General features: G+C 39.9%; 17 protein-coding genes. 5 read left to right on the top strand and 12 right to left on the bottom strand.

The genetic code is table 11. From position 1 onward, the window contains the following. Nucleotides 1-543 (top strand): LemA family protein, encoded by a 543-nt coding sequence (locus ABE954_RS04195; RefSeq protein WP_042846862.1) that lies wholly within the window; start codon nucleotides 1-3, stop codon nucleotides 541-543. Continuing rightward, nucleotides 540-938: a hypothetical protein gene (locus tag ABE954_RS04190; RefSeq protein ID WP_042846863.1), complete on the top strand. Its 399-nt coding sequence runs from the start codon at nucleotides 540-542 to the stop codon at nucleotides 936-938. Before ABE954_RS04195 ends, ABE954_RS04190 begins: the two co-directional genes overlap by 4 nt. 20 nt (nucleotides 939-958) lie before the next feature. Here the strand turns inward: ABE954_RS04190 and ABE954_RS04185 are convergent, their stop codons facing one another. Genes ABE954_RS04185 through ABE954_RS04175 form a run of 3 tightly spaced genes read right to left on the bottom strand, consistent with a single transcriptional unit; the run spans nucleotide 959 to nucleotide 3,293 of the window. Beyond that, the gene (locus tag ABE954_RS04185; protein ID WP_042846865.1) at nucleotides 959-2,143 is read right to left on the bottom strand and encodes a cyanate transporter; all 1,185 of its coding nucleotides are present in this window, start codon (nucleotides 2,141-2,143) and stop codon (nucleotides 959-961) included. Then, nucleotides 2,143-2,607, bottom strand: a complete 465-nt coding sequence (locus ABE954_RS04180; RefSeq protein WP_048608315.1) for a nucleoside deaminase — start codon at nucleotides 2,605-2,607, stop codon at nucleotides 2,143-2,145. Before ABE954_RS04180 ends, ABE954_RS04185 begins: the two co-directional genes overlap by 1 nt. Further along, nucleotides 2,607-3,293: an ankyrin repeat domain-containing protein gene (locus tag ABE954_RS04175; RefSeq protein WP_042846869.1), complete on the bottom strand. Its 687-nt coding sequence runs from the start codon at nucleotides 3,291-3,293 to the stop codon at nucleotides 2,607-2,609. Before ABE954_RS04175 ends, ABE954_RS04180 begins: the two co-directional genes overlap by 1 nt. 83 nt (nucleotides 3,294-3,376) lie before the next feature. Here ABE954_RS04175 and ABE954_RS04170 point away from each other — a divergent pair, with 83 nt between their 5' ends. Then, complete coding sequence (locus tag ABE954_RS04170) at nucleotides 3,377-4,231, top strand: LysR family transcriptional regulator (protein ID WP_048608316.1); 855 nt, start codon at nucleotides 3,377-3,379, stop codon at nucleotides 4,229-4,231. Between the two features lie 2 nt (nucleotides 4,232-4,233). Then, a complete protein-coding gene (locus tag ABE954_RS04165) occupies nucleotides 4,234-4,602 on the top strand; it encodes a DUF4440 domain-containing protein (protein ID WP_131680454.1) in 369 nt (122 codons plus the stop codon). Nucleotides 4,603-4,653: 51 nt separating this feature from the next. On the opposite strand, the gene ABE954_RS04160 is transcribed toward ABE954_RS04165, so the two are convergent. Both ABE954_RS04160 and ABE954_RS04155 read right to left on the bottom strand, forming a co-directional pair. Beyond that, nucleotides 4,654-5,619 carry an agmatinase gene (locus ABE954_RS04160; protein ID WP_048608319.1) on the bottom strand — a complete coding sequence of 322 codons (966 nt, stop codon included), beginning with the start codon at nucleotides 5,617-5,619 and terminating at the stop codon, nucleotides 4,654-4,656. A gap of 38 nt (nucleotides 5,620-5,657) precedes the next feature. Then, the gene (locus tag ABE954_RS04155) at nucleotides 5,658-6,878 is read right to left on the bottom strand and encodes a sodium/glutamate symporter (protein WP_048608321.1); all 1,221 of its coding nucleotides are present in this window, start codon (nucleotides 6,876-6,878) and stop codon (nucleotides 5,658-5,660) included. A 281-nt stretch (nucleotides 6,879-7,159) separates the two neighbouring features. On the opposite strand from ABE954_RS04155, the gene ABE954_RS04150 reads away from it, so the two are divergent. Beyond that, nucleotides 7,160-8,035, top strand: a complete 876-nt coding sequence (locus tag ABE954_RS04150) for a LysR family transcriptional regulator (protein ID WP_042846876.1) — start codon at nucleotides 7,160-7,162, stop codon at nucleotides 8,033-8,035. Between the two features lie 64 nt (nucleotides 8,036-8,099). Here the strand turns inward: ABE954_RS04150 and fbaA are convergent, their stop codons facing one another. The 7 genes from fbaA to ABE954_RS04115 form a co-directional block, all read right to left on the bottom strand. After that, entirely contained in the window at nucleotides 8,100-9,176 is a 1,077-nt protein-coding gene (fbaA, locus tag ABE954_RS04145) for a class II fructose-bisphosphate aldolase (RefSeq protein ID WP_042846877.1), read from the bottom strand. Between the two features lie 60 nt (nucleotides 9,177-9,236). Then, nucleotides 9,237-10,400, bottom strand: a complete 1,164-nt coding sequence (gene pgk, locus ABE954_RS04140) for a phosphoglycerate kinase (protein ID WP_048608323.1) — start codon at nucleotides 10,398-10,400, stop codon at nucleotides 9,237-9,239. 96 nt (nucleotides 10,401-10,496) lie between these two features. Continuing rightward, complete coding sequence (epd, locus tag ABE954_RS04135; RefSeq protein WP_042846879.1) at nucleotides 10,497-11,525, bottom strand: erythrose-4-phosphate dehydrogenase; 1,029 nt, start codon at nucleotides 11,523-11,525, stop codon at nucleotides 10,497-10,499. Between the two features lie 491 nt (nucleotides 11,526-12,016). Further along, nucleotides 12,017-14,011, bottom strand: a complete 1,995-nt coding sequence (gene tkt / locus ABE954_RS04130) for a transketolase (RefSeq protein WP_206227136.1) — start codon at nucleotides 14,009-14,011, stop codon at nucleotides 12,017-12,019. Nucleotides 14,012-14,614: 603 nt separating this feature from the next. Continuing rightward, the gene (locus ABE954_RS04125; RefSeq protein ID WP_198861148.1) at nucleotides 14,615-15,304 is read right to left on the bottom strand and encodes a fimbrial protein; all 690 of its coding nucleotides are present in this window, start codon (nucleotides 15,302-15,304) and stop codon (nucleotides 14,615-14,617) included. 34 nt (nucleotides 15,305-15,338) lie between these two features. Next, nucleotides 15,339-16,955: a fimbrial protein gene (locus tag ABE954_RS04120; protein ID WP_226693373.1), complete on the bottom strand. Its 1,617-nt coding sequence runs from the start codon at nucleotides 16,953-16,955 to the stop codon at nucleotides 15,339-15,341. A gap of 7 nt (nucleotides 16,956-16,962) precedes the next feature. Continuing rightward, complete coding sequence (locus tag ABE954_RS04115) at nucleotides 16,963-19,461, bottom strand: TcfC E-set like domain-containing protein (RefSeq protein ID WP_166687275.1); 2,499 nt, start codon at nucleotides 19,459-19,461, stop codon at nucleotides 16,963-16,965. Between the last annotated feature and the right edge of the window lie 18 nt (nucleotides 19,462-19,479).

Raw genomic sequence — 19,479 nt, 5'->3', positions numbered from 1 at the left:
ATGGAAACGCTTATTTTCTTCATTATTATTGTTATCATTGGCTATATAATCATTCGCTATCTAATTAATATTTATAACAATATTGTCTTTTTGAAAAATAATTGCCTCAAAGCATTTGCCAATATTGATGTGCTATTAATGAAACAAATTGAGTTAATACCAGCGCTGACTCAAGTGGCAGATAAAGCTATCGCGTATGAAAAACAGCTTATTAATGAAATAGTTGAAAGCCGACAGCGCTATTTATCCAATACGGCCATTGAAATCAAAATTGATACTGCAAACCAACTATCGCCAAAAATAAAGCCATTAATTGCTATCGCAGAAAACTATCCCGCGCTTATCAGTAAGGCGGTACTATTGGAATTACAAACACAAGCAAAGCATATTGAAGAGCAAATTGCCGACAGACGTGAATTTTTCAACCAAACGGTCACACTCTACAATACCGATATTCACATCTTTCCAAACCTAATTTTTGCAGCGTTATTTCGCTTTAAAGCTATTCCTCTGCTATACGGTAAACAGGAGCCTTCACAATGATCAGCATTCCTTTTTCTTGGTTTGGTTTTACTGATTGGCTTCTTGAGCAAGAAGCTGGGTTAGTCATTATGTTTGCCACGTTCGGCACATTGTTTTTATCTATTGCCACCCTTGTCGTACTAAATATACTCGGGTTAAAAAAACTCTCACTCTATATTTCAGGGGCTTTATTTTGCTCAGTTTTTATTAGCATGATTGTGATGATCCCACTATTACTGCTTTTCAGTATTGAAGACTCAATCAAGTTACAACTTATCTGGGTCATTATTGTTGCCAGTTGCCTAATTTCATTTTTAAGTAACCGACATTATTTGGAGATCTATTTTAATTCCATTGAAAATAAAATTGAAAAAGAAACCAAAAAACAAAAATCCAAACGGAAAAACAAAAAATAGAGGACAAATAAAAGTCCTTTTTATGGTTTCAATGCAAAAATCTTACTGTAATTTTTAGGGTTTAAACGTAAATAAAGCAACAATGTCACTAATACAAATGCAATATGCATTGCCCACACCCATGTAAAATTATGGCTGACTTGGTGTAACCAAGCTGCACATAGCGGGCCAAATGCGGCAATAATAAAGCCCCCCGCTTGCATTAAAGACGTAAGAGCTCCAGCACTAACAGGGTGCGATATATGGTCTAATGCAGTGATAATACTCAGTGCAAAACACCCACCAAGCCCTAGGCCGAGCAAAGCAACCCATAACAACGGGAAAGCATTCGCGAATAACATTAACCCTAAAAATCCAATTGCTTGGCTACTAAGCGTTACCATTAGCCAAAATCGCCGATCAATATTATGTGAAGCCAGTACAGGGATCATCAATGCAGATAACGCTTGAAACACCGTTAATATGGCAACAAAAGAACCGCTTTGTGCAGCACTGATCCCTTGTTGTTGGAAAAATGGCGCCAACCAAGTCACCACAGTGCCATAGCCTGCGTTGATAAGCCCAAACCCAGCCATTAACAACCAAGCTCTGGGTTTACGTAAAAAGCGCCATAAAGAAACCTGCTCGGCTTTTGGCGTACGAGCCGTACGAATGTTCAGAAAAACAGCAACCAAAGCCAACAGCGCAGGGAATGCAAGCCAAGCTAAAGCCGTTTGCCAATGCCCCGTTGCATTTTCTAATAGTGGCGTTAATTGCGCCCCGATCGCACCACCAGCCATTAAGGTTGCAGAATACAGCCCTGTCATCATCGCCATTTTTTGTGGGAAGTTAGCTTTGATAAGCCCCGGAAATACCGACTGAATGTACGCCGCCCCTACACCACATAAAAAAGCCGTGAACAGTAAAGAGGTGCCATCCTCTACAAAATAGCGCCCTAATGAGCCAACGAGCAGCAATAACATCGCTGCACTAATCCCTAACCGTTCTCCTAACTGTTGATTTAAGATAGGTACAATTAATGCGCCAATGCCCATCAACAACATAGGTAATAAAGTGAGCAAAGAAATACTTTGATAGCTCATCCCTGTCGTTTGCATAATACTATCAATAACGGGCCCTGGGCCGGTCATGAATGGCCGTAAATTGACCCCCACTAACACAATAGTGAGTATCAAGGCAAAAGAGGATGAGGCTGTTTTACCCATTATTTCTGTTGTTCCGACCATAACTGATACAGTGAAGAACAAGCGTCATTATCAGGTTTCAACTGTTCAAAACGCAAACCGGATTGGTGTTCAGGTTCAACTCGTAAAGCCTTGGCAATCCCTTCTGTTGATAGCCCAAAGGGCTCTGCATCTTGGTTTGAATAAGCGTACACAACCCGGCTAACCCCTGCCATTCGCATAGCGGCAAGGCACATAGGACAAGGTTGCCCACTGGCATAGACCACACAATCTTCCAGTTTAACGCGGTTCAATGTTTTCCCTGCTTGTCGCAAAGCCATCAATTCGGCGTGTGCTGTTGGGTCACTTAATTCAAGCATTTGGTTCACACCAGTCGCCACCACTTGCCCGTCACACACCACGACAGCACCAAATGGGCGACCACCAGCCCGTACATTTTCTGCCGCTAAAGTGATAGCTTGCTGTAAAAATTGCCTATCTGACATTATTTAGCTCCTGATTTTTCAAGAATTTCAATAAGGTTACGATACCCTTTACTTTTTGCCAGCGTCAACGGCGATGCACCCGTACTATCCGCTAAATTGACATCCGCGCCACCGTTAATCAATAGTGTCACAATCTGCGCGTACTTATCACTACCATCACCCAAAATAATAGCTTCAATTAGAGCAGTCCATCCTAGGCGATTAACATGGTTAACATCCACACCAGCGTCAATCAACGTCTTAACTGTCTGCACATGCCCCCGCTCTGCCGCTGGGATCAGCGCCGTACCACCATAACGGTTGGTACTCGTTAAATCAGCCCCATTTTGTAAGGTTAATAACAAAATCTCCTGCAAGCCGCGGGCACCTGCATATAAATAAGGGGAATCTTGCATTGCATCCCGTGCATTCACATTTGCACCTTGTTCAATCAGGTAACGAGCAACTGCAATTTGGTTTTTATGTGTTGCTGCCATCAATGGTGTACGCTGACGCAGATCTCGCTGTTCAATATCAGCCCCCTGTTCGACCAAAGATTGCAACTGATGAAGGTCGCCTTGCTCCGCAAGTGCGACAAGTGGACTCTGTTGTGGATTTGCCATCCCTTTCACCATAAATATCAAAGAAATAGTCAAAATACCCAGTAAAGAAACCAACCACTTAATAGATAAAAAAGTTATTTTCATGATTTATCTCCTATAAGCCCTTTAATCTACTCAAAAAATATGCTATTTAAAAATTAAATAACTTAATGATAGGTATTAAAAAAATGAATCCACTACTCAACTTTGTATTATTAAAAACCTTTGTAACGGTTGCTGAAACAGGGAATTTTACTGTTGCTTCACAGCACCTAAATTCGACGCAGTCAACATTAAGTCAACAAATACAACGTTTAGAGGCACTTGTGGAGCACCCTTTATTTATACGTGGGCATCGAATACTCACACTCACAGAAACAGGGGAGATCCTACTTAGCTACGCTAAAAATATTTTAGCCCTAAATGATACTTTCTTTATGAAAATAACAGGTAATGCCGTCATCCAAACTATTCGGCTAGGTTTCCCTGAAGATTTAGCATCAGGGCAAGTCACTCCCACTTTAGCTGCTTTTATGCAGGCAAACCCGAATGTGCGCTTAGAAGTCACTAGTGGATTAAGCCGCCAATTACACCAACGTTACCAACATGGTGAACTGGATTTGATCATTGTTAAGCAAAAAAAAGGCGAGTTTAAAAGCGACTATCACTGGCCAGAGCCTTTATGTTGGTTAACCAGCAGCCAAGCAAAACGGTTAAATATTGACTCCGTGCCACTGGTGGTTTTCCCTGAAAATGGCCTATACCGCAATGATATGTTTAAACTATTGGATAGTGAACAACGCCCTTGGCACATTACCTATACCTGTTCCAGCCTTGCTGGTATCCAGAGCGCTATTGCTGATGGGTTAGGCGTTAGTTTATTACCTCTACGTGCGAAACTCCCGCAACATCGGGTTTTAACAGAAGAAGAAGGTTTTCCTGTTGCTCAAGAAATGGAAATCGCCATGCATTTTCACACTAATACCTCCGATATAATTAATCAATTAGCCGAAAAACTGGCTCAACAATTAGGGGAGCGCTAGCTATGGATGCATTATTTAATAAATTAATTGATGTAGAAAAAAAGCTACATCTTTCAGCTAACCGGCAGAATATTAATTTCCTTCGTGAGGTGCTACATGAGGATTTTTTTGAATTTGGACGCTCAGGGGGGACGACAAATAAGACCAATACTTTATCCGTACTTGTTGATGAACAGCCTAAAACAATTTATTCAGAAGATTATCATTGCACGTTATTGAGTGATAATACGCTGCTAATGACCTATACCAGTTTTGAGCGACAACAAAATATTAAAATAAAGTTAACCCATCGCTCATCTATTTGGCTGAAAAACTCAAAAAACCAATGGCAATTAAGGTTTCATCAAGGGACGCCGACGGGCGGTCAATAAAGTGGGAAAATATCTCCCACTTTATGATGAGTACGATATTAGTTCGTTGAGTTATTTCTTATCAAAATACCCTGCTCGAATCGATGCGCCAATTAAATTCACGACAAAACGCCCCGCGGTCACCCCTGTTAATTTCGAGGGTATATCCTTAGCTGGGGTGATTTCGACGATATCCATCCCCACAACTCGGCCTTTTTTCACTAAGCCGTGAATTAAGCTACGCGCTTGTAAGTAAGTCACTCCGCCCGGTGCAGGGCCATCAACCCCCGGCATAATGCTTGGGTCGATACCATCAGCATCAATACTGATATAGTAATTTGAGTTATCTGGAATACGGTCTAAAATTGCCTGCATCCCCACTTCATGCAATTCGTAGGCAGGAATAACATGGGCTCCATGGTCTTTGGCAGCTTGGTAATCTGCGGGACGACCACTTCCTTGAGCACGCAAACCAATTTGGAATATTTCACCAATATGTTTCATTTCAGATGCGCGACGAATAGGGCTCGACAGGCCAGTATCTACCCCATTAACCTCTTCGCGCCAATCTAAATGAGCATCAATATGAACCAAAGTAACAGGGCCTACCTCGTCAAAACCTTGCAAAATAGGCGTGGTAATTCCATGGTCTCCACCTAAAACAATCGGTAGTGCATTTGCTCTTAATAATTGCCGAATAGCTTGTGCTGCTCGTTGGTGATGCTCTCCCAATGGTTTTGATAAGTCAGGGATGACATCACCGCAGTCGACAAATTTGATGTCTTCCCGCCCTTGTAATAATGGTCCGTCAATATCAAAATCATAATGATCTGGGTGTCTCACAATCCTATCACTCATATCACGTAGATATTGTGGAGCCCTCGACTGATCATTGGTAAAAGCATGGGCACTGTAAGCTGAGCTAAATGGCATCCCTAGTATGGCAATATCCGCTTCAATATTGGTCAAGTCAGTCACAAGCTCTGAATATAAAAATGTTTTATGACCAACATGAGGAGGTGTCGTTAATTTTTTCATATAACATAATCCTTATTAAATTTATTTTTATTTCTTAATTAGCTGCCAAATGTATTGGCTAAAAAGACAAATAATGGAACTCCGACAATATCTGTTAATACCGTTCCGGCAATAGGGATAATGATGAAGGCTTTTCGCGAAAACAGCCCATATTTATTACAAATTGCATCCATTACGACTAACCCATTTGGTGTCGCACCTAACCCATGACCAATAAACCCTGCTGACATGACAGCAGCATCATAATTTCGCCCTAATGCACGATAAACAATAAATATAGCAACGAGCACTGTTGCAATAACCTGAGTGATTAATATTATGGTTAATGGCAATGCTAATTCGTAAAGTTCCCAAAGCTTTAATTTCATCATCGCCATAACTAAAAACATTTCTAACGATATTGTTGAAATTAATACCACTGTACTACGCGATATTTTGATAATTGGTTTTCTTTCATTAAATGAATGGAAAATAACACCAACAAATAAACTAAAAATATGTCCTGGAATAGTAAACCCTGTAGCTTCACTGATCCATTTAGCTGTTGGCATACCAATAGCAAGTATTGATAAAATAACGGCCCCAGTGACGATACACTGCTGAGGCGTGACCTTATCTTCCTTACTTTCCTTTTCAGTTAAGTCATCTAAATCAATATGATCGGTTTCAATTTTTAAGTTATTTCTTTTTATCAACCAGTTTCCTACTGGCCCACCTAATATTGAGCCGGCGATCAGCCCAAATGTTGAAGCGGCGAGTCCGACATTCAGTGCTTGGTCGTAACCAAAAGATTCGATAAGAGGAGCCAAAGAAGCCGCCATACCGTGGCCACCTTGCATGGAGGCTTGGCCCGCCATCATCGCAATTAATGGTTCGATATCTAAAACATAAGATAAGCCAAGGCTAACACCATTTTGGGCGAACGCTAGCCCCCAACAAATAACCATATACAATAATAATATCTTACCGCCACTAACAAGTAATTTAACCCCCGTCATCAAACCGATAGTGACGAAAAACACATACATAGATAAATCATATAATGTATTATCAAAACTTAGTTCTACAATATTAAATTGGTATGCTAACCACATAATGACGGAAAATATAAACCCGCCAATAACAGGGCTAGGAATCGAATACTTCATAAAAAATGGAAACTTTTTTATAATTACATTGCTCGCAATTAATAATAAGGCCCCTAATGCTGTAAATGTAATCATATCCAGTTTTATTGTTAACATTTCATCTGTGACCATAAATTAGAATCCTTTTGTATTTATATATATTTGGATTAATTATTATTTTGTGGCGCCACTTTGGTAATAATTTATTAACAACTACAACTTTAAGATATACATATCTGCTAAGAATAAAAGTGATATTTTTGATCCTATGGTTTCATAAAATGAAACCTTTTCTGAAATAAAAAATAATTTTAAAAATTAAAATAAAAACATATCAATTATGTTATTTGTGTCTCAATAGAAAGTAAGTTAAATTAACAATTAGTGATTGATTTCACGTAATAGGTATAAATATGCATAATAAAAAATTAACTGAAAAAGATTTAAAATCATTGCGGGTTTTTATTTCCGTTGCTGAGGCAGGGGGCTTTTCTATCGCAGAGAAAAAACTCAGTATGTCTAAAGCCTCAATAAGCCGTCACATCCGTGAAATTGAAGATAAATTGGGAGTACAGCTCTGTGAAAGAGGCCCTGCAGGCTTTAAACTCACAGAATCGGGTTTGTTAGTGATTGAAAAAGCTAACATGGCCTTGACAGCTTTGGATAATATTAAGACAGAAGTAGATGAGTTACATGGAATTTTATCTGGGACACTTGTGATTGGTGTTATCGAACATATCTTGATTGACCCACTTTGCCACCTTTCATCCACCATTTCTCAATTCACCCAAGCGGCTCCCAACGTTAAATTAGAGCTGATTATACTCAACCATAACCAATTAAACCGAGCACTTAGTGATAGAACTATTCATATTGGTATTAGGGGGCAATATCATGAAAATAGCCGTTTTAATTACCAATTTTTATTTATTGAAAAACATAAGCTGTATATTTCGGCTAAAAGCGCTCCAAATAAGCACAATCTAGCATTAGTCTACCGCCCTCACCCATTCACAGAAAGTATTCTAGCTTCAGGTGAATTTAATAAAGGCCCTGAAGCTGCGGGGCTTGAAGCTGTCGCAACCTTTATTGCATCAGGTCACTATGTCGGAATATTGCCTGAAAATTACGCATCTCAAATTAATTTTCGCCATTCTCTTATAGAAGTGGAACACTCTCCCGTTTTTCATAACCGAATTTGTGCTATCACTGAAGCCAGCAAACCCCTCACACAAAGTGAGTCATTATTTTTAAAATTACTCTCACATTCAGGTGAACAACTTGATTAAACAAATAAAAAACCCCCAATAAGTCACCTTACCGGGGGTTTATTAAAAATTAAATCAGTATTAATTATAGAACATCAATACAGTTTAATTCTTTAAATGCCTGCTCTAAACGAACAACCATTGAATCTTGTGCTTTACGCAGCCATACACGTGGGTCATAGTATTTTTTGTTAGGTTTATCAGCACCCTCAGGGTTACCTAACTGACCTTGTAAATAGCCTTCGTTCTTTTTGTAGTACTGTAAGATACCATCCCAAGTAGCCCATTGGGTATCAGTATCGATGTTCATTTTGATCACACCGTAGCCTACAGCTTCTTTGATTTCTTCAGCGCTTGAACCTGAACCGCCATGGAATACGAAATCTAAACTGTTGTGTGGCAGGTTATATTTCTCAGAAACATAGTCTTGTGAATTACGCAGAATTTTTGGCGTTAACTGTACGTTACCTGGTTTATAAACACCATGGACGTTACCAAATGAAGCCGCAATAGTGAAACGAGGGCTAATTGCGCTCAGTTTCTCATAGGCGTATGCAACATCTTCTGGTTGAGTATACAGTTCTGAGCTATCCATACCAGTGTTATCAACACCGTCTTCTTCACCGCCAGTACAGCCTAATTCGATTTCCAGAGTCATATCGATTTTAGCCATACGCGCTAAGTATTTAGAACAGATTTCAATGTTTTCTTCTAAAGATTCTTCTGATAAGTCAATCATATGGGAAGAAAACAGTGGTTTACCTGTTTTCGCATAGTGTTTTTCACCTGCATCCAGTAAACCGTCAATCCATGGCAGTAATTTACGTGCGCAGTGGTCGGTATGCAGAATAACTGGAACACCGTAATGTTCTGCCATTTGATGTACGTGATAAGCACCTGAGATTGCACCTAAAATTGCTGCTTGTTGCCCTTCTGCTTTCAGGCCTTTACCTGCGATAAATGCAGCACCACCATTTGAAAACTGAACGATAACTGGTGCACGTACTTTTGCTGCTGCTTCAAGTACCGCATTAATTGAATCAGTACCAACACAGTTCACTGCTGGCAATGCAAAGTTATTTTCTTTGGCAACTGCGAAAACTTTCTGTACATCATCACCCGTGATAACACCCGGTTTAACAAAATCAAAAATTTTAGACATGTGAAAAGGTCCTGTGGTGAACAGGCAGCCTACGCTGCCTGTTGTGTATGAAAAAATTAATTACGATTTAGCTCGTTCTTCTAGCATCACAACGGCAGGGAGTTTCTTACCTTCAACGAACTCAAGGAAAGCACCACCGCCCGTAGAGATATATGAAATTTTGTCAGCGATACCGAATAAATCGATAGCTGCTAAGGTGTCACCACCTCCTGCGATAGAGAATGCGTCGCTATCTGCGATTGCTCTCGCCACAATTTCAGTTCCTTTGCGGAAATTAGGGAACTCAAACACGCCAACAGGGCCATTCCATAAAATGGTTTTTGCATTTTTGAGGATTTCGGCCAAACGCTCTGCTGACTTATCACCTAAATCCAGAATTTGCTCGTCATCTTTAATTTCAGTGCTTGATTTTAATGTTGCTTCTGCGGTTTCTGAAAACTCGGTTGCAACACGGACATCAGTCGGCACTGGAATTTGGCAGTTAGCCAGTAATTTTTTCGCTTCTGGGATTAAATCATCTTCATACAAAGAGCGACCAACATTGTTCCCTTCAGCTGCGATGAAGGTATTTGCAATCCCCCCACCTACAATCAGTTGGTCAGCAATTTTAGACAGAGAATCTAATACTGTCAGTTTAGTGGATACTTTAGAGCCACCCACAATCGCCACCATTGGACGTGCAGGGTTATCCAACGCTTTACCCAGCGCTTCCAGTTCATTGCTTAACAGTGGACCCGCACAAGCAACTGGAGAGAATTTTGCAACGCCATGAGTTGACGCTTGCGCACGGTGAGCCGTACCAAATGCATCCATGACATATACATCACATAGTGCTGCATATTGTTTTGATAGCGTTTCATCGTCTTTTTTCTCGCCTTTATTAAAGCGAACGTTTTCCAGAACAACTAATTCGCCATCTGCGATTTCGACGCCGTTTAAGTAGTCTTTAACTAAACGAACAGGGTAATCAATTTTGTCGGCCAGATAGTCAACAACAGGTTGCAGTGAAAACTCTTCGTTGTACTCGCCTTCGGTCGGGCGACCAAGGTGAGAAGTGACCATGACTTTAGCGCCTTGTTTAAGAGCAGCTTCAATGGTTGGTAATGAAGCACGAATACGTGCATCAGAAGTAACTTTGCCATCTTTTACAGGGACGTTTAAGTCAGAACGGATGAAAACACGTTTACCCGCTAAGTCTAAATCGGTCATCTTAATTACAGACATGGTGAATCCTCTTGTTGATTCTCTATAAAGTTGCTATTAACTACTGCGCGGAAGCTATCTAGGATAGTGTCCGTTGTCTGTCAGTAGCCAATTAGTTTAAACCTGTTCGCCGAAACCGACGGCTGCCATCGCTAGTGTAGTATCTAGCATCCGGTTAGCAAACCCCCATTCGTTATCACACCAAACCAGGGTTTTAATTAAATGTTTTCCGCTAACTCGCGTTTGCGTACCATCAATGATAGCACTGTGCGGGTCATGATTAAAATCCATCGACACGAGCGGTAATTCTGTGTAGTCCACTATACCACGAAAATGCCCTTGTGCAGCGCTTCGCAATAGTTGGTTCACTTTTTCGACGCAAACATCGTCATGTACGGTAACACTCAAATCAATCGCTGTCACATTGGTCGTGGGTACACGGACGGAAATCGCTTCAAAGTGATCTTTAAATTTAGGGAAAATACGGGTAATCCCCGCAGCTAATTTGGTGTCAACTGGAATAATCGACTGGCTTGCCGCACGTGTTCTGCGTAAATCTTTATGATAAGCATCGATAACGGGTTGGTCATTCATGGAGGCGTGGATAGTGGTCACAGTGCCCGATTCAATGCCAAAGCTGTCATCCAGTAATTTGATAATCGGGATAATGCAATTTGTCGTACAAGACGCGTTAGAAACAATGTTATCGCTTGCCGTTAAGCTTTCATGATTAACCCCATACACGATCGTGGCATCAAGGTCATCCGTACCGGGGTGTGAAAATAATACTTTTTTTGCCCCTGCGGTTAAATGTTGCAAGCCATCATCCCGCGAGCCATAAACCCCACTACAATCAAGAACGATATCAATGCCTAATTCTTTCCAAGGTAGCTCACCAATATCGGCTTGGTGAAATAAGCGAATGTTGTCATCACCAACCTGTAAAAGTTCACCACTAAGCCTTACATCCCACGCAAACCGCCCATGACTAGAGTCATACTTTAGCAAGTGCGCAACCCCTTCCGGTTCAGCGAGTTCATTAATTGCGATAACTTGAACTTCGGCTCGGCGGCTAGTTTCATATAACGCCCGTAATACACTGCGACCGATTCGGCCAAAGCCATTAATTGCTACCCTGATAGCCATTGCGTACCTTGTATATAAGCAAAATCATACGGTTGCTAAAGACTGCTGACGCATGTGAGTCTATTTTCAACTTACCCCGTAAACAGACTTTAGTCATGATATTTAAACCTGTGATTTGAAGTCATTAGCTGCTAACTATTTAGTATAAAACATAAGCACTTACTACATTCAAACCTGAAGTGAGTCACTAAAATAACCAGAGAACTTCAGCAGGCCATAAGGATAACTGACTCACATTAACTCTACTGCTCATTTTAACAGTCAAACATCAAAAATGTGCTACAACCGACATTTTTTGAAAAAATTTTCATTCTACGCCACTCAACTGAAACGCTTCAGCTTATCTAGAGTTAGATTAAGGGATATATTTACAGAACGCAATAGAAAAGCAGATATTCATGCACAAAAAAACAACGCCCAACTCATCGTCAGGCGTTGTTAAGTCACATAACCGGAATTAGCCGTAACCCCCTGCTAATTCCTTAACATTTTTATTTCAATAAAGACTTAGCCGCTTCAACCGCTTTTTCTACGGTAATGCCAAACTCTTTGAATAGCTCTTCAGCCGGTGCAGACTCACCAAAAGAATGCATACCGATGATGGCGCCATTTAAGCCTGTATATTTGAACCAGTAATCGGCAATACCAGCTTCAATAGCAACACGTGCGCTAACATTTGCAGGTAATACCGCTTCACGGTAAGCCGCATCTTGTTTATCGAATGCATCGGTAGAAGGCATGGATACAACACGAACTTTACGGCCTTCTGCTGACAGTTGTTCTGCCGCTTTAACCGCTAATTCCACTTCAGAACCTGTCGCAATAAAGATTAGCTCAGGAGTGCCCGCGCAATCTTTCAGGATGTAAGCACCTTTCTCGATATTCGCTAGTTGCTCAGCAGTACGTGGCTGTTGCTCTAAATTCTGACGAGAGAAAATCAGTGCGCTTGGGCCATCTTTACGCTCAATGGCATATTTCCATGCAACCGCAGATTCAACTTGGTCACAAGGACGCCATGTGCTGAGGTTTGGAGTAACGCGCAGGCTAGCTAACTGTTCAACTGGTTGGTGAGTTGGACCGTCTTCCCCCAGACCAATAGAATCATGTGTATAAACGAAGATGCTGCGAATTTTCATTAACGCGGCCATACGAACAGCATTACGTGCGTATTCAACAAACATCAGGAATGTTGCACCGTAAGGGATGAAACCACCATGTAATGCAATACCATTCATGATAGCTGACATACCAAATTCGCGTACACCGTAATGAATGTAGTTACCTGCAAGGTCAACATTCAATGCTTTCGAACCTGACCACATGGTCAAGTTACTTGGCGCTAAGTCCGCAGACCCACCCATAAATTCAGGTAATACTTTACCAAACGCTTCTAAAGCATTTTGTGATGCTTTACGGCTTGCAATGTTCGCTGGGTTTTGTTGTAGTTTTTCAACAAACTGTTTCGCTTCAACATCAAAGTTTGCTGGTAATTCACCGTTCATACGACGAGTAAACTCAGCCGCTAACTCAGGGAACTGAGCGGTATACGCTGCGAATTTTTTATCCCATGCGCTTTGTTTTTCTTTACCTGCAACACGCGCGTCCCAAGCTTCATAAATATCTTTAGGGATTTCGAATGGGCCGTAGTTCCAACCTAATGCTTCACGTGTTGCTGCAATTTCTGCATCACCCAAAGGTGCACCATGGACAGACTCAGAACCCGCTTTATTTGGCGAACCAAAACCAATAATGGTTTTGCACATAATCAGCGTTGGTTTGTCTGTTTGGTTTTTCGCTTCATTAACAGCCGCATTGATTTGCGCTGCATCGTGACCATCAATATCACGGATCACATGCCAGCCATAAGATTCGAAACGTGCTGCTGTATCATCAGTAAACCAACCTTCAACTTCACCATCAATCGAGATGCCGTTGTCGTCATAAAAAGCGATCAGTTTATTTAATTTGAGAGTACCCGCTAAAGAACAGGCTTCATGAGAGATACCTTCCATCATACAGCCATCACCCATGAAAACATAAGTATGGTGATCAACAATATCATGGCTAGGACGGTTGAATTGCGCTGCTAATGTGCGCTCTGCGATAGCAAAACCGACTGCATTTGCAATGCCTTGCCCTAAAGGACCTGTCGTAGTTTCAACACCTGGAGTATAACCATATTCAGGGTGACCCGGTGTTTTAGAATGTAATTGGCGGAAGTTTTTTAACTCTTCAATAGGTAAATCATAACCTGCAAGATGCAACAAGCTATAAATTAACATAGAGCCATGACCATTGGATAATACAAAGCGGTCACGGTTCGCCCAGTGTGGGTCTGCTGGGTTATGATTCATATGGTCACGCCACAGCACTTCAGCAATATCAGCCATGCCCATTGGCGCGCCAGGATGCCCTGATTTTGCTTTTTGAACCGCATCCATACTTAGAAAGCGGATAGCATTAGCAAGGGTTTTACGAGTCGTCATCAGTATACTCCAGGTAGGATAAAAACGTACTTAAACCAATTTTTACAACGCGATATAAATACTTCTACTTCTATTAACACCTACACACCAACCATTCAGTTTATCAATGCATAACAACTTTTTCAGTCTTTTAACTGATACCATTAGCCACAAGAGCTTACACATGACAACTTGAATATTATGAGCAGAGTGATTGAAAGTAACGTAATTCCATTCATACCGCAATATTTGCTATGTTCATGGCAGCAGATCGAAAAAAATTAAACTGCTGCAAAGCTGAATCCATTCCATTGCGCAAAATATCCCTTAGGGCTTACATTTTTGCGCAATTGACTAGTCTTATTAAACCTGAGTTCACGGTCTGGGATCAAGGTGATTTATCCATCTTAAGCATTTAGCTGCCACAATAGTGATAATAGGCAAAGTTTTAGGCAAAAAAAGTATGAAAAACTACCGACTGCTTCCGAGTGTAAACCTAAGCAAGGTTGGCTCCAAAAGGGGTTATATTTCAAATCATAAGAAAAAAGCCAGAGACTGGCTAATCTCTGGCTTATCATTGGCCCATACTGAAAAATAGCCCGCTTGATGAGTGGCTTTCTTACTCTACTTAGCCCCTTCGCAGTTACCAATTGAATAATATTTATTAAAAATAACGATATACTTACGGCTTTTCTTTTTCATACTACTATCACGAAACTCTTGCTGAGGTAGTAGATACAGCATTAATGGCACCTCATTTTCATCAACCTCACAGCTTTGATGAATCAATACACGAAAATAAGTATTTCCTGTATTTTTCAATACGCCGCTATCACTATTTATTTCATATTTAAAATCAATATTTTTAGGCCTTACCACAAAGTAAGTTTCCAAACTGACTGTTGGATAAAATAAAGATTGTCGGTTTTGCCTGCTATCACTTTGAACATCAAGGGCTGTTTCACTAATCACAATCTTATAGTAACGTTCTTTATTATCTTCTTGACCACGATAAAAAATTTTAAAATATTCCTGTTCTCCTGGTAGTAGGACTTTTTTCAATGGAGTGAAAATAATTTCCCCATCCTTAATCGCGTTTCCTTGTTCTTTTTCGTTTGGTTTATCAATTTGATAAGCACTAAAAGTATATAAATTTACCTTTTTCGTATCATTAACATACGGTTTTGAAAAAAAACTATTATTAGGTTCTAATGAAGAAATATCCGAACTCAAATAAAGCGCATATGCCTTTCCAAAAAATAAAAGCAATAGTAACAACAAGCTACTGAATAATTGTTTTCTACGTACTTTCATTATTATATTAGCGGACAGGAGCATCGACTTAATATTACAAATGTACATCTGGCCCCGTCCAAGTCGCTTTTACAGCCACAGTTCCACTTGCCGATACCGTTCCTAGCCAATCAATACCATCTAACGTAAACAAAGAGTTTGAATCATTCATTGGGAACCGTAAATCTAAGTTGGTACGATAAAAAGAGCCTAAATCTTGATTGGGAATATCCCATGGAGTTTCCGTCCATAATGCATTATCCATAGAGACTTCCGTGCCATCGCAACTTGAACGATAAGACTCCTCAACTCCCGATGCGTTCTTAAACGAAAGGTAAGCTGGAAAAGGGACATGAAACTTATCATCATCCGAACTAAATAAGCAGTAAGCTTGCCCACTCACATTAACCGCAGGCCCCTCTACTCTAGCGGTAATTGAGTCGGCCTGCCTTGGACCACTTGTTGTTACAATATAATTAAACTCAATTGCAGGTTCATTAGCTCCAACTTTACCTGTCTTTGACGGATTTGGAATAAAATCAGAAGGAACAATACTGATACTATAGTCACGAGGCTTAATCACTAACTGATTTGAGGGGGTAAATTCATAATATCCCGATTGTGGCGCTGCAGCTGGGTTAGTAAATGAAAAAGTAAAGAAATCCTGGCTATTAGTAAAATCGACGTTGTTCGTAATTAACTGCTTAAAAAACGTATTGGAAAAAAAGATAGATACGGAATCATTCGAAGTTTTGAAATAAGTGCTTGCTGCGTAAGTAGAATTATAATTCCGCCAAATATTTGACCCATCATCAGGACCAATTTTTATTGATGCACCCGCTGGCGTAAATGGAATTAACGTTGAGTTAACTTTTAAACTCAATAAGATATTTGCAAAAATATCCCCTGATGTCTCATGCTTAACAACTTGGCATATCAAGCCATTCACATTAGCAACAATGCCAATCCGGCAAAATTGAGCCCCTGGCCCCAAACTTGGATTACCATTGCTATCAATATAAACCTCTTGCATCGCACCTGTTGAGCTCAACTTTATATGCCCTGACTTCGTCATCGTAAATTCATGGGAAGCAATAATCTTTCCACCGACTCCTTGGCAAGTCTCGCCCTTAGAAGGGTCATAATCAATATTTGTCATGCAGGCACGATAACTATATGTCTCAACCGCACCAACAGGGAGTTTCTGAAAATATTGGTAAGTCGACTCACTAAATATACCACGAGCATAAATGCCTTCACCTAAGGTGTCAGATTGCACTATCTTATATGCACCGTTTTTTCCAATATATTGAGCTGGCCAATAACCGCTATCACGATGACAGTAATTACGCATACAGCGGTTACCAATAAACGGGCTGTCGATGGGGGAGTTTTCAAACCAAATATCTACATTTTGGTTTGCTCTAATGGCAGTATTGGTATACCCCATATAACCTAAGCTCTCCTGTGATTTAGCTGAATAACGGGAAAACTTATTCGCTCCTGTAAATCGAGGGTCTAATGATCTGGGAGTAACGAAGTATTCATCATCTACTCCATTTTCAATAAAAACATAAGAGTTACTGAGAGCTACCGCTATGACTGAGGAACTATAAAAGCCACTAAGCAATGCTAACACCGGAAGTAATGTATACATTATTTTATTTATCATAAAATTCTCATTGTCTTAATGCGACGGTTTTCTGTGGATCACAGGTTACATCACCTAACCATAACGCCCCTCTGGCTCCCTCTAAATTCAAATCAGCTTCGCAAATTGTTTGCTCATCTTCTTGTAAAAGAGAAATAACGGGGTAACGAATATCGACATCCATCGAAAATTCGCCATTATGATCTGTTTTTGTTCGGCCAATATGATTGCGGATTGATGCATATTTTATAAACTCACCATCAGGGGATTTAAGGCGACCAAATACCGTGACTAATTGCCTGACCTCTGGTTTATAAAAAGCGATATTTCCAGGGTATAAAGTGACAGATTTATTTCGTCCAGAAACAATATCAAAACTATCTTTAGACTTAGCGTCATTCATTAATTGAATGTCATAATCAGAATAAGGTGATAATGGGATAAATGTGTTCGTACCACTAATTGGATAACTTTGCCCATTAACACGAGCTGTCATACTCCCCGCGCCATGTATATCCGAATGGATAATAACACCCGACTTCCCTTGTTGACCGCTCGGCATAACTGTTCCATTGCTATATGCAACAGCACCTCTTGAGGTAAAATTACCATTTATTCTATTGCTGTCAGGTCGGTTAATAGTCACCATGCCCGAGTTATATTTAGTTTCATAAGAGGCGTAACCCATGGTTGAGAAATCAGACTCCCCATTATTTTTATCTCTAACCAACTTAGAAACTGAGCCGCCTATATTCGTAATTGCCGAATTTTCAAAATTTTTATTAGCATAAATATTTGCTTTCATGTTGCCATTACTTGATGAAAGCCCAGTGCTTAACCATGTTGATAAAGGTAATGAAAAATCAAGGCTAATAAATTTTTCATTCATACTTTTTTGGTCATCATAGTGGTAACGCTGTACGCCTGTTCTTAAGCCAACCGTACCATAGCGGCCTGAAAATAGCGTATTTGCATACTCATAGTTGATAGAATCACCGCCAATACGTTTATCTGTTGTACGACTAATGGTAAATGACCCTGCTCGCTCAAAGACTTTATCAATATTTAATGTTGCACCGTAAGAGTAGCTATTTGAGTCATAGATAGGTAATTCGCCTTTTACTACCGCTTTTTCTTTTGATGCCCAAATAGAACCGTAACCATCAGGAATACTTGACGATAGGGTAGCAATATTCCGATGACTACCATGATTCTCAAACATCCCCTGCCAAGACAATGAGATATACTGATTTAAAGAAAGGTTAATGCTACTTTCATTAATCAAAAAATCATCATAGCCGTAATTAGACATCTGAATGTTAACCCCAGATAAGACAGGGAAACTTTTTGCTGCAGAAACCCCGAATAAATAACTTTGCTTGAGCGGCTCACGTTGAGTGTATTTCCCTCTCACATAACGCTTCTTATCAAAATCAACATATCCCCCGTAAATCTCCCAGTTGAGTTTGTCAAAATTGACACCTCTTCCCCCGAAAGATTTATTAATAGTTTGATGTTGAGTTGTCACAATCTTGCCATCCACAACCGTTTCAATAGTAACGTCATAGATACCAAATGGTAGAATACTGGTGTCTACTTCAAAGCTTCCCATTGGGAAATTTTGAATGTTTAATAATTTTCCATCGCGATATATACGTACTTCACCAGGGCTATTCAAAAAGACGTAAATAGGGGTTAACGAATATTTTGAATTGACCACGACACTCGAAGCATTATTACCAACTGAAACCGCATAAATTTTGCTGCTATTTAACGTTGTTAAACTAGCGATAGACTGTAAGTTCCATGTACTCATTAACCCGAGAGCGAAGCGTAACCCATTAAAATCACGCTCATACATTGCTCGATAGAGCTCAGTATTAGAGTTTGACTTTCCAATACTGTACGCCGAAGCATTAATATTGATATGATGCTCTGCGATCGCAAATAGGGTATCTAAATTAAAATAACTACTAGATGAATTTTTACCTTTTTTTATCTGACTCTGAAAAATACCGAAGTCATAATTAACAACGGAAGAGAAAGCATCAACAGACGAATTTCCAAGAGAAAATTGGCGTATTTTTTCCTGAGGAGCAAATGCATCACTATCCACATCTAAAGATAGATTAAATGAAGATACATCGAGTTGTAACCATGCATTTTTATCAACTTCAATATTATTTGTCTCATTGAAGAATGACTCTTTCTTACTTTCTAATTTTTCAATTAATAATTGGTTTAATTTTGGTCCTTGACTAGCATCAACTAAATGAATGTTCGCAAGCTTAATCTTTCCTTGTTCTACAACTATAATAGCATCTGCTATCTTATCTTCACTTTGATTCTTCTCTATATCGCTATTTAGACGTAAAAATACAGGGACAGACATACCTTCTTCCAACGCAATAACAAAAGCAGGAGGAATAATATACCCTCCAACTTTAATACGCTTTATGTCCCTAGCATAAATAGCATTTGAAAAAATAAAGCTTATTATTGATAACGTAATAATACTTTTATGCATAATTAAGCCCTAACCCTG

It is taken from the genome of Providencia sp. TYF-12 (genome assembly GCF_041344805.1).
Classification (GTDB): Bacteria; Pseudomonadota; Gammaproteobacteria; order Enterobacterales; family Enterobacteriaceae; genus Providencia; species Providencia huashanensis.
This window is presented reverse-complemented; position numbering and strand designations above follow the sequence as displayed.

Bases quoted from the DNA above. Each gene is read 5' to 3' on its own strand.
- ABE954_RS04125 (WP_198861148.1), bottom strand. From the start codon at position 15,304: ATGAAAGTACGTAGAAAACAATTATTCAGTAGCTTGTTGTTACTATTG.
- ABE954_RS04165 (WP_131680454.1), top strand. From the start codon at position 4,234: ATGGATGCATTATTTAATAAATTAATTGATGTAGAAAAAAAGCTACAT.
- fbaA (WP_042846877.1), bottom strand. From the start codon at position 9,176: ATGTCTAAAATTTTTGATTTTGTTAAACCGGGTGTTATCACGGGTGAT.
- ABE954_RS04180 (WP_048608315.1), bottom strand. From the start codon at position 2,607: ATGTCAGATAGGCAATTTTTACAGCAAGCTATCACTTTAGCGGCAGAA.
- ABE954_RS04115 (WP_166687275.1), bottom strand. From the start codon at position 19,461: ATGCATAAAAGTATTATTACGTTATCAATAATAAGCTTTATTTTTTCA.
- ABE954_RS04190 (WP_042846863.1), top strand. From the start codon at position 540: ATGATCAGCATTCCTTTTTCTTGGTTTGGTTTTACTGATTGGCTTCTT.
- ABE954_RS04150 (WP_042846876.1), top strand. From the start codon at position 7,160: ATGCATAATAAAAAATTAACTGAAAAAGATTTAAAATCATTGCGGGTT.
- ABE954_RS04195 (WP_042846862.1), top strand. From the start codon at position 1: ATGGAAACGCTTATTTTCTTCATTATTATTGTTATCATTGGCTATATA.
- ABE954_RS04120 (WP_226693373.1), bottom strand. From the start codon at position 16,955: ATGATAAATAAAATAATGTATACATTACTTCCGGTGTTAGCATTGCTT.
- ABE954_RS04170 (WP_048608316.1), top strand. From the start codon at position 3,377: ATGAATCCACTACTCAACTTTGTATTATTAAAAACCTTTGTAACGGTT.
- ABE954_RS04185 (WP_042846865.1), bottom strand. From the start codon at position 2,143: ATGGGTAAAACAGCCTCATCCTCTTTTGCCTTGATACTCACTATTGTG.
- ABE954_RS04155 (WP_048608321.1), bottom strand. From the start codon at position 6,878: ATGGTCACAGATGAAATGTTAACAATAAAACTGGATATGATTACATTT.
- tkt (WP_206227136.1), bottom strand. From the start codon at position 14,011: ATGACGACTCGTAAAACCCTTGCTAATGCTATCCGCTTTCTAAGTATG.
- ABE954_RS04175 (WP_042846869.1), bottom strand. From the start codon at position 3,293: ATGAAAATAACTTTTTTATCTATTAAGTGGTTGGTTTCTTTACTGGGT.
- ABE954_RS04160 (WP_048608319.1), bottom strand. From the start codon at position 5,619: ATGAAAAAATTAACGACACCTCCTCATGTTGGTCATAAAACATTTTTA.
- pgk (WP_048608323.1), bottom strand. From the start codon at position 10,400: ATGTCTGTAATTAAGATGACCGATTTAGACTTAGCGGGTAAACGTGTT.
- epd (WP_042846879.1), bottom strand. From the start codon at position 11,525: ATGGCTATCAGGGTAGCAATTAATGGCTTTGGCCGAATCGGTCGCAGT.